9 protein-coding genes are annotated in these 13,224 nt (G+C 65.4%); 7 read left to right on the top strand and 2 right to left on the bottom strand.

The window, feature by feature from the left end; translation table 11 throughout:
* The first annotated feature begins 111 nt into the window (after positions 1-111).
* Together gltB and A5785_RS00745 are read left to right on the top strand one after the other, a co-directional pair.
* Entirely contained in the window at positions 112-4,695 is a 4,584-nt protein-coding gene (gene gltB / locus A5785_RS00750) for a glutamate synthase large subunit (protein WP_049700256.1), read from the top strand.
* Positions 4,688-6,142 (top strand): glutamate synthase subunit beta, encoded by a 1,455-nt coding sequence (locus tag A5785_RS00745; RefSeq protein WP_049700255.1) that lies wholly within the window; start codon positions 4,688-4,690, stop codon positions 6,140-6,142. Before gltB ends, A5785_RS00745 begins: the two co-directional genes overlap by 8 nt.
* Before the next feature lie 148 nt (positions 6,143-6,290).
* Here the strand turns inward: A5785_RS00745 and A5785_RS00740 are convergent, their stop codons facing one another.
* Positions 6,291-6,725 (bottom strand): SRPBCC family protein, encoded by a 435-nt coding sequence (locus A5785_RS00740; protein WP_049700322.1) that lies wholly within the window; start codon positions 6,723-6,725, stop codon positions 6,291-6,293.
* A 178-nt stretch (positions 6,726-6,903) separates the two neighbouring features.
* Between A5785_RS00740 and A5785_RS00735 the strand changes: the two genes are divergently transcribed.
* Positions 6,904-7,767 (top strand): cutinase family protein, encoded by an 864-nt coding sequence (locus tag A5785_RS00735; RefSeq protein ID WP_152930128.1) that lies wholly within the window; start codon positions 6,904-6,906, stop codon positions 7,765-7,767.
* 131 nt (positions 7,768-7,898) lie between these two features.
* Entirely contained in the window at positions 7,899-8,054 is a 156-nt protein-coding gene (locus A5785_RS23415; protein WP_197494607.1) for a hypothetical protein, read from the top strand.
* Positions 8,055-8,066: 12 nt separating this feature from the next.
* On the opposite strand, the gene A5785_RS00730 is transcribed toward A5785_RS23415, so the two are convergent.
* Positions 8,067-8,291, bottom strand: a complete 225-nt coding sequence (locus A5785_RS00730; RefSeq protein WP_049700253.1) for an RNA-binding S4 domain-containing protein — start codon at positions 8,289-8,291, stop codon at positions 8,067-8,069.
* Between the two features lie 67 nt (positions 8,292-8,358).
* On the opposite strand from A5785_RS00730, the gene lysX reads away from it, so the two are divergent.
* The 3 genes from lysX to rraA are packed head-to-tail and all read left to right on the top strand — an operon-like array spanning position 8,359 to position 13,215.
* Complete coding sequence (gene lysX / locus A5785_RS00725) at positions 8,359-11,769, top strand: bifunctional lysylphosphatidylglycerol synthetase/lysine--tRNA ligase LysX (protein WP_156527968.1); 3,411 nt, start codon at positions 8,359-8,361, stop codon at positions 11,767-11,769.
* A gap of 3 nt (positions 11,770-11,772) precedes the next feature.
* Positions 11,773-12,660, top strand: a complete 888-nt coding sequence (locus A5785_RS00720) for an alpha/beta fold hydrolase (protein WP_197494606.1) — start codon at positions 11,773-11,775, stop codon at positions 12,658-12,660.
* A 60-nt stretch (positions 12,661-12,720) separates the two neighbouring features.
* Positions 12,721-13,215, top strand: a complete 495-nt coding sequence (gene rraA / locus A5785_RS00715; protein ID WP_049700252.1) for a ribonuclease E activity regulator RraA — start codon at positions 12,721-12,723, stop codon at positions 13,213-13,215.
* Positions 13,216-13,224 lie beyond the last annotated feature (9 nt).

The raw sequence follows: 13,224 nt of genomic DNA, 5'->3' as shown, positions 1-13,224 counted from the left end.
GCCCAGGTCAGCCCACGATGAGGGTGGATTCTGTTGGCTCGGAAGGACTGCTGTCAACGACGAAACGGGTGACAGCTCTGCGCAACGTCGCGCACCTAGTGAGGCGAATACATGAAGCACGCTCCAGGCCCCATTGGGCTCTATGACCCGGCCAACGAACACGACGCGTGCGGTGTTGCGTTTGTAGTCGATATGCATGGTCGTCGCAGCCGCGACATCGTGGACAAGGCGATCACCGCGCTGATCAACCTCGAGCACCGTGGTGCTGCGGGCGCAGAGCCGAACACCGGCGACGGTGCCGGAATCATGATCCAGGTGCCCGACCGCTTCCTGCGTGAGGTTGTCGACTTCGAACTGCCCGCCGAGGGCAGCTACGCGACCGGTATCGCCTTCCTGCCGCAGGGCTCGAACGACGCCGCGACCGCCGCCGAGGGCGTCGAGAAGATCATCGAGTCCGAAGGTCTGACCGTGCTCGGCTGGCGCGAGGTACCCACCAACGAGAACGGCCTCGGTGCGCTCGCGCGCGACGCGATGCCGACCTTCCGTCAGGTGTTCCTCGCCGGTGCCTCGGGCATGGAGCTCGAGCGCAAGGCATTCGTCGTACGCAAGCGTGTTCAGCACGAACTCGGCAACAAGGGTGCCGGTGCCGACGGCCCGGGCCGCGAGACCGTGTACTTCCCGAGCCTGTCGGGCACGACCTTCGTCTACAAGGGCATGCTCACCACCCCGCAGCTGCGGGAGTTCTACCTCGACCTGCAGGACTCGCGGGTGGAGAGCGCGCTCGGCCTCGTGCACTCGCGCTTCTCGACGAACACCTTCCCGTCGTGGCCGCTCGCCCATCCGTTCCGCCGGGTCGCGCACAACGGCGAGATCAACACCGTCACCGGCAACGAGAACTGGATGCGTGCCCGTGAGGCGCTGATCGACACGTCGCTGTTCGGCGATGGCGCAGCGCAGAAGATCTTCCCGGTGTGTACTCCCGGAGCGTCGGACACGGCACGCTTCGATGAGGTGCTCGAGATGCTGCACCTCGGTGGGCGCAGCCTGCCGCACGCGGTCCTGATGATGATCCCCGAGGCGTGGGAACGCCAAGAGGCGATGAAGCCGGAGCACCGCGCGTTCTACGAGTACCACGCGTCGCTCATGGAGCCGTGGGACGGACCGGCATCGGTCTGCTTCACCGACGGCACCGTCGTCGGCGCCGTGCTCGACCGAAATGGCCTGCGCCCCAGCCGAATCTGGGTCACAAAGGACGGCCTCGTCGTGATGGCCTCCGAGGTCGGCGTGCTCGACATCGACCAGGCCGACGTCGTGCAGAAGCTGCGCCTGCAGCCGGGCCGCATGTTCCTCGTCGACACCGAGGCGGGCCGCATCGTCGACGACGAGGAGATCAAGGACGAGCTCGCCGCCGAGCATCCGTACGCGGAGTGGCTCGAAAAGGGTCTCGTCCACATCGACCACGTCAAAGCATTGCCGCACGAGCACATGTCCCATCACCGGGTCACGTTGCGGCAGTTGGTGTTCGGTTACACCACCGAGGAGCTCAACCTGCTGGTCGCGCCGATGGCGAAGACCGGAGCCGAGGCCATCGGCTCGATGGGTACCGATACCCCGATCGCGGTGTTGTCGGCCCGTCCGCGAATGCTGTTCGACTACTTCCAGCAGCTTTTCGCGCAGGTGACCAACCCGCCGCTCGATGCGATCCGCGAGGAGATCGTCACCAGCATCGGCGGGACCATCGGGTCCGAAGCCGATCTGCTGCATCCGGGTCCGGAGTCGTGCCGCCAGATCTCGCTTCCCTCACCGGTGATCGACAACGACACACTCGCCAAGTTGGTCCGGATCAACGAGGATGACGCGCTTCCCGACTTCCGCAGCATCCAGATCCACGGGCTCTACCCGGTGTCCGAGGGTGGTGCCGGGCTGCGCAAGGCGCTCGACGAGATCCGCGCCAAGGTCAGTGCTGCCATCGACGACGGCGTGAGCCTCGTCGTGCTCAGCGACAGGGAATCCGACGAGACGCTCGCACCGATTCCGTCGTTGCTGCTGACAGCCGCGGTTCACCACCACCTGGTCCGCGAGCGCAAGCGCACCCGTGTCGGCCTGATCGTCGAATCGGGTGATTGCCGCGAGGTCCACCACGTCGCCACGTTGGTGGGATTCGGTGCGGCAGCGGTCAATCCGTACATGGCCTTCGAATCGATCGAGGACATGGTCGAGCGCGGAGTGCTCGGCGACATCGAATTCGAGACCGCCCGCAACAACTACATCAAGGCCGCGGGCAAGGGCGTGCTCAAGGTGATGAGCAAGATGGGCATCTCCACGGTCGCCTCGTACACCGGCGCCCAGCTCTTCCAGGTGATCGGTCTCGACCAGGACGCCGTCGACGAGTTCTTCAGCGGAATGAACAGCCAGCTCGGAGGCGTCGGACTCGACGAGATCGCCGCCGACGTCGCAACGCGACATGCCTTGGCATTCAACGACCGTCCGTCCGAGCGCGCACATCGCGAGCTCCCGGTCGGCGGCGAGTACCAGTGGCGGCGCGAGGGTGAATACCACCTGTTCAACCCGGACACCGTGTTCAAGCTTCAGCACGCCACGCGCACCGGTCAGTACAAGGTGTTCAAGGAGTACACCAAGATGGTCGACGATCAGTCGGCCCGAATGGCAACTCTGCGTGGACTGTTCGACTTCAACTTCGGCGATCGTGACCCGATCCCGATCGACAAGGTCGAACCCGCGAGCGAGATCGTCAAGCGTTTCTCGACCGGCGCGATGAGCTTCGGTTCGATCTCGGCCGAGGCGCACGAGACCTTGGCCATCGCCATGAACCGACTCGGCGGACGGTCGAATTCCGGTGAGGGCGGCGAGGATCCGCGTCGTTTCCATCACGACGAGAACGGTGACTGGCGTCGCAGTGCGATCAAGCAGGTCGCGTCGGGACGCTTCGGTGTCACCTCGCACTACCTGAGCAACTGCACCGATATCCAGATCAAGATGGCGCAGGGTGCGAAACCCGGTGAGGGTGGCCAGCTTCCGCCGCACAAGGTGTACCCGTGGGTCGCCGAGGTTCGTGGTTCGACGCCGGGCGTCGGCCTCATCTCGCCGCCCCCGCACCACGACATCTACTCGATCGAGGATCTCGCCCAGCTCATCCACGATCTGAAGAACGCCAATCCGCAGGCGCGCGTACACGTCAAGCTCGTCAGTGAGCTCGGCGTCGGAACGGTCGCCGCGGGTGTGTCGAAGGCACACGCCGACGTCGTGCTGATCTCCGGCCACGACGGCGGTACCGGTGCGTCGCCGCTGACATCGTTGAAGCATGCGGGTGCCCCCTGGGAGATCGGTCTCGCCGAGACGCAGCAGACCCTGCTGCTGAACGGACTTCGGGACCGCATCTCGGTGCAGGTCGACGGTCAGCTCAAGACCGGACGCGACGTCGTCATCGGTGCACTGCTCGGAGCCGAGGAATTCGGCTTCGCGACAGCGCCTCTCGTCGTCTCGGGTTGCGTCATGATGCGCGTCTGCCATCTCGACACCTGCCCCGTCGGCGTCGCCACCCAGAATCCGCTGCTGCGTGAGCGTTTCACCGGCAAGCCGGAGTTCGTCGAGAACTTCTTCATGTTCATCGCCGAAGAGGTACGCGAACTGCTCGCTCGCCTCGGGTTCCGCACCCTGCAGGAGGCTGTCGGCCACGTCGAGGCGCTCGACACGACAAAGGCGCTCGCACACTGGAAGTCGTCGAAGGCGGGCAAGCTCGACCTGTCGCCGATCTTGTCGACGCCCGAATCGCCGTTCATGAACCAGGACCTGTACTGCTCCGGCGTGCAGGACCACGGGTTGGAGAAGGCGCTCGACCAGCAACTCATCGCGCAGAGTCGTGAGGCGATCGATCACGGCACCAGGGTGTCGTTCACGTCGAAGATCACCAACGTGAACCGGACCGTCGGAACGATGCTCGGCCATGAGGTCACCAAGACGCATGGCGCACAGGGTCTTCCCGAGGGCACGATCATCATCGACTTCGAGGGTTCCGCAGGCAACAGCTTCGGTGCCTTCGTGCCGAAGGGCATCACGCTTCGACTCGAGGGCGACGCCAACGACTTCGTGGGCAAGGGTCTCTCGGGTGGACGCATCGTGGTGCGGCCGCCGGCGGGAACGCCGGAAGGCTTTGTCGCAGAAGACAACATCATCGCCGGAAACGTGATCGGCTTCGGCGCCACCAAGGGAAAGATCTTCCTGCGGGGCGTAGTCGGAGAGCGCTTCTGCGTGCGTAACTCGGGTGCCACCGCGGTGGTCGAGGGCGTCGGCGATCACGGCTGCGAGTACATGACCGGCGGACGAGTGGTGGTGCTCGGCGACACCGGGCGCAACTTCGCGGCCGGTATGTCGGGCGGCATCGCCTACGTGTACGACCCAGAGAACAAGCTGGGCACCAACCTGAACCCCGAACTCGTCGACCTCGAACCACTCGACGACGAAGACATCGAGTTCTTGTCCGGCATCATCGGTGAGCATCGTGGCGAGACGGCGTCGCCCGTCGCCGCAGCGATTCTCGCCGATTGGGAGAACACCCAGCAGGCGTTCGCCAAGGTCATGCCGCGCGATTTCAAGCGCGTGCTTGCCGCGATCGACGCCGCAGAGAAGTCCGGACGAGACGTGAACGAAGCGATCATGGAGGCCGCACGTGGCTGACCCCAGAGGATTCCTCAAGCACACCGAGCGTGAACTGCCCGAGCGGCGTCCGGTCGACCTGCGGTTGATGGACTGGAAAGAGGTCTACAACGACTTCGACAAGTCGGAGCTGCAGACCCAGGCCAGTCGCTGCATGGACTGCGGTATCCCGTTCTGCCACAACGGTTGTCCGCTGGGCAATCTGATCCCGGAGTGGAACGACCTCGTCTACCGGGATCAGTGGAAAGAGGGCATCGAGCGCCTGCACGCGACCAACAACTTCCCGGAGTTCACGGGTCGTCTGTGCCCGGCGCCGTGCGAGGCGTCGTGCGTGCTCGGTATCAACCAGCCCGCGGTGACCATCAAGCAGGTCGAGGTGGAGTTGATCGACAACGCCTTCGACAGCGGCTGGGTGCAGCCGGTGCTGCCGACTGAGCGCACCGGCAAATCGGTTGCGGTCGTCGGTTCGGGTCCCGCGGGACTCGCTGCGGCGCAACAGCTCACGCGCGCGGGCCACACGGTCTACGTGTACGAGCGCGCCGACCGCATCGGCGGACTGCTGCGCTACGGCATCCCCGAGTTCAAGATGGAGAAGCGCCACATCGACCGTCGTCTCGAGCAGATGCGGGCCGAGGGCACCGTCTTCCGCCCAGGCGTCAACGTGGGCGTCGACATCACCGTCGCACAGCTTCGCGAGGACTTCGACGCCGTCGTGCTCGCGATGGGTTCGACGATCGGTCGCGATCTGCCGATCCCCGGACGTGAGCTCGACGGCATCCACCAGGCGATGGAGTTCTTGCCGCAGGCCAACCGGATTCAGCTCGGCGACACCGTCGACGGTCAGATCAGCGCCAAGGGCAAGAAGGTCGTCATCATCGGCGGTGGCGACACCGGCGCCGACTGCCTCGGTACGTCGCTGCGTCAGGGTGCCGAGATTGTGCACCAGTTCGAGATCATGCCCAAGCCGCCGACCGAGCGCGCCGAGCAGACCCCGTGGCCGACGTACCCGCTGATGTACCGCGTGTCATCTGCCCACGAAGAGGGTGGCGAGCGTGTGTTCTCGGTCAACACCGAGCAGTTCACCGGCGAGAACGGCAAGGTCACCGCGCTCAAGGCCCACGAGGTTGCGATGCGCGACGGTCGGTTCGAGAAGGTCGAGGGCTCGGACTTCGAGCTCGAATGCGATCTGGTGCTGCTGGCCATGGGCTTCGTCGGCCCCGAGCGCGCCGACCTGCTCGACAAGCTGGGCGTCGAATACGACCAGCGCGGCAACATCAAGCGCGACAACGACTTCGCTGCCATCGGGCAGGAGGGCGTGTACGTCGCGGGCGATGCCGGGCGCGGACAGTCGCTGATCGTGTGGGCCATCGCGGAGGGTCGCTCGGCGGCCGCTGCGGCGGACCGATACCTCGCGGGGGCGTCGGATCTTCCCGCACCGATCGTGCCGACACAGGTCGCGCAGCGCTGACCTGCTGACTCCGCTGGGGGTGGTCTCGACAGGCTCGACCAGCGGGGACAGCTCGGCCGGCGGGTGGGGCGCTCGACCGGCGGGTGGGGCGCTCGACCAGCGGGGACAGCTCGACCAGCGGTGGGGCGCTCGACCTTGGGCGGGGCCGTCAGAGCTTCTCGAGCACGCTCGTCATCTGGGTGGGCACCGAGTCGGCGAGGCGGCCGAAGATGAAGCCGAAGAGCGGTTCGCCGATCAGCTTGAAGCGGTGGAAGTCGACGAGCGCACGGTAGGTGACGCTCGTCGTTCCATCGCCGAGGTCGGTGAACGAGAGGTCGTCGGACGTCGTAGCGGTCTTGTTCGAGCCGGAGAACACGACGTGGTCGGGGTCGTCGCGGGTCAGCTCGTAGGTCAGCTCCGTCGAGATCCCGTACAGCTTCGACTTGTTGTGCCAGCGGGTGCCGAGTGCGATCGGGGCGCCGTCTTCCTGCGTGCATTCGACGGTCCCCGGGTCCCACTGCTCCGCGTGGGAGAAGTCGCGCAGATAGGCGACAATCACCTCCCGCGGCTGTCGGACAGTGAAAGTGCGCGAGACGTCGACCACCGTGGCCTCCTTCATGTGGCGGGTAGCTCTGTTCCGTAGACAAAGGTTCTATGAGAGTTCGGTGAGACGACGCTGCCGGATGGGTGGATCCCTGCCTACACTCTCTTGGTCGGGCCGCGGCTGATTCGCCGTGGACACGTGGTTGCGGAGGTACAGGTCGGTGCGCAGGCTTCTCGGGATGGCAGTGGCGGTGGTGTTGGCGGCGTGTGGCGTCGTTGTCGCAACGGCGGGTTCGGCGTCGGCGGCGCCGGGACCGTGCCCCAAGGTATATGTGCTGGCGATCCCCGGGACGTGGTCTGACGGCCCGGGTCTGCTCGGTGCGGTCACGTCGAATCTCGGGCCGGACACCAAGGTCTCCTATGTCGGCTACGACGCCACGGCGTTCCCGTGGGAGAGCGCCATCTACGGAAAGTCGAAGGCGCAGGCCGTAGCCAATACCAAGGGGCTCGCCCTGGACATGCTCAAGCGGTGTCCCGGCACCAAGATCGCGCTCACCGGGTACAGCCAGGGAGCCGACGCCGCGGGCGATGTCGCGTCGGAGATCGGTACCGGCCGTGAGAAGATCCGTCCGCAGCAGGTCGCAGGCGTTGTCCTGATCGCAGACCCCCGCCGCTCGTCGAAGGACAATCTGGTCGGTCCGCCCCTCACCGGACAGGGGAGCGGAGGGCCGCGCCTCCACGGCATGGGCTACGTGCTGCCGCACGCCTTCACCATCTGCGCGCCCAAAGACCTCTACTGCAACGTGCCACGTGATTACTACGTGACGCGCGTGATCGGCTACCTCGCAGAGACCAGTGATCCGACGCCGAGCCAGGTCGGTCAGTACCAGGCAGAGGCGGGCGCGATCGTCAACGAGTTGCTCACCAGGGGCGGACCGGGGAACGTCGTCAACGAGCTCAGCAACGCTCGCGCACGGCAGCAGATCATCGAGTTCAATCGATTCCTGCAGTCCGGTTCACACGGCGACTACGGGAGTTTCCAGGTCAAGCCGGGCGTGACTGCCGTGGCTTGGGCGCATCAGTTCCTCGCCGGATTGGGCTGAACGGCGCGTCGGTCTCTGGCTGGTAACGAATCCTGTGTGACGATCGATACGTAAGGGTGAGTTGCGCCGACGAAGTCGGCAATACAAGATAGTAAAGATCGTATCCATTCTGACGCAGGAAACGTATCGTCATGAAGCTGGCAGCAACGTTCCAAACACCCCGTCGACACTCGATGCTGAGTGCCATCTCCGGCGGCCGACTCGGCCGCAGTCGGGAACCTCAGCGATTCCCCGCGGAGGCCGAGCGCCTCGTCACCGCGGCGGAACTCAAGCGACTGACTGCGTGAGCAGGACGCTGGTCACTCTGCGGTGACCCGCGCCGATGCATCACCCAGAGAGATCACGTCGCCGACGGCCAACTGCCTACCTCGTCGTGTTTCCACATCTCCGTTGACGGTGACGAGACCGTCAGAGATGACCTCCTTGGCCTCGGCCCCGGACTCGATGAGATTGGCCAGTTTCAGGAACTGACCGAGCCGGATTCCGTCTTCCCGGACTGGCACATCGAACGCGTCGTCGTCCATGTCTGAGATACTGCCTGACCGGCGAACAGTACGCACCGTTGAACCGCCGGTGAACTACCTTTGATCCATGGCGGTCGAGTCCCCATCTCACGTACACCCGGGTGCCCCCACAGATCCCGACGTCGCGGTGCAGCGGTCGGAACGCGCAGAGGCGGATCGCCGGTCGGCCGATCTACTCGAGCGCATCCGCCACCCTCGCGGATTCGGAAGCCACGCGCCACAGATCGCAGGGCTCGTCGTCGGGATCATGGCGACCATCGCGTTGCTGTCGAGCATCTTCCCGTTCTTCCGGCACTGGATTCACGTACCGCGCGACTACGTGGACGACTTCATCATCTCGATGCCCGACACGAGCTTCGCGTGGTCGTTCGTGTTGGCGCTCGTCGCCATCGCACTGACAGCCCGAAAACGCATCGCGTGGTGGATCTGCGTCATCTACCTGCTGCTGTTCATGGCAGGAAACGCGCTGCTCCTGTGGCAGCCGGTCGCCGACGACTTCGACGTCGACGACACCGAGCGGATGAACATCGTGATCGGTCTCGGTATCGATCTCGCGGCGCTGGTCTTCCTGCTTGTCACGTATCGGCAGTTCTATACCCGGGTTCGACGCGGCGCCCTGCTGCGCGCGCTCGTGGTGCTCGTGGTCGGACTTGCGGTGGCAACCGGCATCGGGTTCGCGTTGGTGTGGCTGTTCCCGGGCAGCCTCGAACGCTCCGAGCGTCTGCCCTACGCGTTCAACCGGGTCGTCGCGTTCGCCGCGATCGACCAGCGGACCTTCGACGGCCACCACACCTATCCGCCGGTCAATGGTGCTCTGGGCCTGTTCGGCGCACTCGCGCTGATCGTCGCGGCGTCGGTGCTGTTCCGATCGCAGCGGCTCAAGTCGCTGATGACCGCGACCGACGAACGACTGATCCGTGCGCTGATCGCGCGATTCAACGACGACGACTCGCTGGCCTACTTCTCGACGCGACGCGACAAAGCAGTCGTCTTCTCGCGCGATGGCCGCGCCGCGATCACCTACCGCGTCGAACTCGGTGTCGGGCTTGCCGGTGGTGATCCGATCGGCGACCCCGAGTCCTGGCCCGACGCGATCGCAGAGTTCCTGGTGCTGTGCGAGCGCTACGGGTGGCACCCCGCGGCGATGGGTTCCAGCGAACGGGGCGCGGCGGCATTCGAGGCCGCGGGATTCACGTCGCTGAACATCGGCGACGAGGCGATCCTGCACACACGGCAGTACACGATCAGCGGCCCGACGATGAAGGGCGTGCGCCAGGCGGTCACACGAACCCGACGTGCAGGCGTCACCACCCGCATCCGCAGGCACCGCGACATTCCGCCGACCGAGATGGTCGACGTGGTCGCGCGGGCCGACGCCTGGCGCGACACCGAGGAGGAGCGCGGCTTCGCGATGGCGCTCTCCCGCATCGGCGATCCCGCAGACGGCGACTGCCTGCTGGTGGAGGCGGTCCTGAATGAGGGTGAGCCCGACGAGAAGGTCGTCGGGATGCTGTCATTTGTTCCGTGGGGTCGGCGCGGGGTCTCGCTCGACCTGATGCGCCGCGACCGCAGCGGCATCAACGGTGTCGTCGAGACAATGGTCAGCGACCTGTGCCGCGACTCGGAGAACTTCGGGATCACCGACATCTCCCTGAACTTCGCGACGTTCCGCGCCGTGTTCGAGAAGGGCCAGGAGATCGGCGCGGGCCCCGTCATGCGCGGGAGCTATGCCGTGCTGATGTTCGGCTCCAAGTTCTTCCAGATGGAGTCGCTCTACCGGTCCAACGCGAAATACCTTCCCGACTGGCAGCCGCGATTCCTGTGCTTCGAGGACACCCGAATCCTGGCGCGGGCCGGTCTGGCGGCCGTCGTCACCGAGGGCTTCGTCAGGCTCCCCAGGTTCGGTCGCAAGCAGCAGTACACCGCGGGACAGTCGTCGATTCCCGCAGGCATCGATGTCGACGCGTTGATCGCTGAACTCGACGCCGAGGCGGAGGCGCAGAACGCGGTCGCGGCGCATCGTCCGGAACAGGTCAGGGTGCGGCTTGCCAAGCTGGACAGGATGATCGACGACGGCGTCGACCCGTATCCGCCAGCCGATCCGCCGTCGCACTCGATCGCGGAGGCCGTCGCCGCGCCTGCGGGCACGCCGGTGTCGATTGCCGGCCGCATCACGCGGCTCCGTGACTTCGGCAAGGTGGTCTTCGCCGATGTCCATGACTGGTCGGGGCAGGTGCAGATCCTGGTGGAGGCATCGCGACTCGATTCCGGCTCAAGGGATTTCGCGTCTGACGTCGACCTCGGTGATCTGGTCGAGGTGCACGGTGAGATGGGCACGAGCCGCAAGGGCGAGGTGTCGGTGCTCGTGGACCGCTGGGCGATGATCGGAAAGTCGCTGCGTCCGCTGCCCGACAAGTGGGCGGGCCTGACAGACTCGGAAGCCCGTGTGCGGCAACGATACGTCGACCTCGCGATCAATCCGCGTTCGCGGCAGTTGCTCGCCACGCGGAGCGTCGTGGTCAAGGCGCTGCGTGACTTCCTCTCTGCCCGTGGCTATCTCGAAGTCGAAACCCCGATTCTGCAGCAGATCCACGGTGGCGCGAACGCGACGCCGTTCACAACGCACATCAACGCCTACAATCTCGACCTCTACCTGCGCATCGCGCCGGAGTTGTATCTCAAGCGGTTGTGCGTCGGCGGCGTGGAGAAGGTGTTCGAGATCGGCAGGAACTTCCGCAACGAGGGCGTCGACTTCAGTCACAATCCGGAGTTCACGAGCCTGGAAGCCTATGAAGCGCACAGTGATTACCTGAAGATGCTCGATCTCACGCGCGAGATGATCCAGTTCGCGGCCACCGCCGCCTACGGTGAGCCGGTGATCGTGCGCTACGACGACGAGGGCAACGAGCAGCGAATCGACATCTCCGGACAGTGGCCGGTGAAGACCGTCTACGGGGTGGTGTCCGACGGCGCCGGCGAGGAGATCACGCCGGAGACGTCGGTGGAGCATCTGCGGGAGGTCTGCAAGCGCCTCGACATCGCGTTCCGTCCGGACTGGGACGCGGGCGCGATCGTGCAGGAACTCTACGAGCACCTCGGCGAAGACCGCACCACCTTCCCGACGTTCTACACCGATTTCCCGACGTCGGTCTCGCCGCTCACGCGGGCGCATCGCAGCGAGCCGGGAGTGGCCGAGCGATGGGATCTGGTGGCGTGGGGCGTCGAACTCGGTACCGCCTACACCGAGCTGACCGATCCGGTGGAACAGCGCAAAAGGCTTACCGCGCAATCGGTTCTGGCTGCCGACGGTGATCCGGAGGCAATGGAGCTCGACGAGGACTTCCTGCAGGCGCTCGAATACGCGATGCCGCCGACCGGTGGTCTCGGCGTCGGCGTCGACCGTGTGGTCATGTTGATCACGGGTCAGTCGATTCGCGAATCGTTGGCATTCCCGCTGGCCAAACCACAGGAGAACTGAGCGGTGGACGACGGTCGGCGCGAGGTCGATCGGCCGCCGCCGGGGCAGATCGTCGACGTCGACGGCCAACGCATTCACGTCGTCGACGAAGGGTCGGGTCGGCCACTGTTGCTCATGGCTGCGATGGGAAGCAACTGGTTCGATCTCGACCATCTCGCCGCACGACTCGTCGAGCGTGGTTGGCGGGTGGTCCGGTTCGACCGCCCGGGATATGGACTGTCCGAACAACTTTCGCGTGGCCGCGTGCTGACCCTGTCGCTCGAAGTCTCGTGGATGGCGGGCGTCCTGGATGCGCTGCGGATAGCAGAGCCCGTGACCGTCGTCGGACACTCGGTTGCCTCGCTGTATGTCGAGGCGTTTGCGCGAGTCCATCCCACGCGCACTGCGGGTGTTGTGATGCTCGACGGTTCTTACGTGCTGCTGCCGTGGCGGGTGGTGCCGCTCGGTGTACGAATCGACAACGCGCACAGGATGATCGACACGGGTAGGAGGGTGACGCAGCGGTTTCGGCTTCCGCGGCGTGGATTCTCGCGGGTGCGGACCGTCGTGCTGCCGAGGCCACCGGAGGGCTTCTATGATCACGAGCACTACTGGGCCGCAAAGGTCTTCGGCAACTGGCCGATGCTGCTCGCCACGATGGTGGAGAACGCTGCCTTCCCCGCGATCAACGCGTCACTGCGTCGCATGCGCAAAAATCATCCGATGCCACCGGTTCCGGTGATCGTGGTGGCCGCGCTCTCTGGTCCGAAGCCGTGGCAGCGTTTCTGGCTGTGGAAGCAGGCCCGCTATGCGCGGATGCTCGGTGGTCGGCTCATCCCGGTCGCCGCGCGCCACTTCGTCGTGCTGGAGATTCCCGACGAAGTCGCGGACGCGATCGATCAGGTGCGCTGATCGGCAGCGCGTTTCTTACCGCCCGGTAACCTGAGGTACCCATGACCGCGCGTCACACCTATGCTGTACGTCATGGCAGAGCTGACTTTCACCCCCACGGCCGACCTCGTCGACGAGATCGGTGCAGATGTCCGTAGCTGTGATCTCCAGTTCACCCAGTACGGCGGGGTCCGTGAGTTCGTCGGAACGGTGACAACGGTCCGCTGCTTCCAGGACAACGCGCTGCTCAAGTCGATCCTCGGCGAGTCGAATCCCGGCGGAGTGCTGGTGATCGACGGTGATGCCTCGGTGCACACGGCGCTGGTCGGCGACATCATCGCGGAGCTGGGCCGGTCGAACGGCTGGGTCGGGATCATCGCGAACGGCGCGATCCGCGACGCCAAGACCATCGGCGGGATGGAGATCGGCGTGAAGGCGCTCGGCACCAACCCCCGCAAATCCACCAAGACCGGAGAAGGTGAGCGCGACGTACCGGTGACGCTCGGTGGAGTCACCTTCACGCCCGGCGACACCGTGTACTCCGACGACGACGGCATCGTCCTCGTCGCGCCCTGACCTTTCTCG

The sequence above is a fragment of the Gordonia sp. 852002-50395_SCH5434458 genome, assembly GCF_001665905.1.
Taxonomy (GTDB): Bacteria; Actinomycetota; Actinomycetes; order Mycobacteriales; family Mycobacteriaceae; genus Gordonia; species Gordonia jacobaea.
The sequence above is the reverse complement of the archived record's forward strand: the minus strand, read 5'-3'. Positions and strand labels throughout refer to the sequence as shown.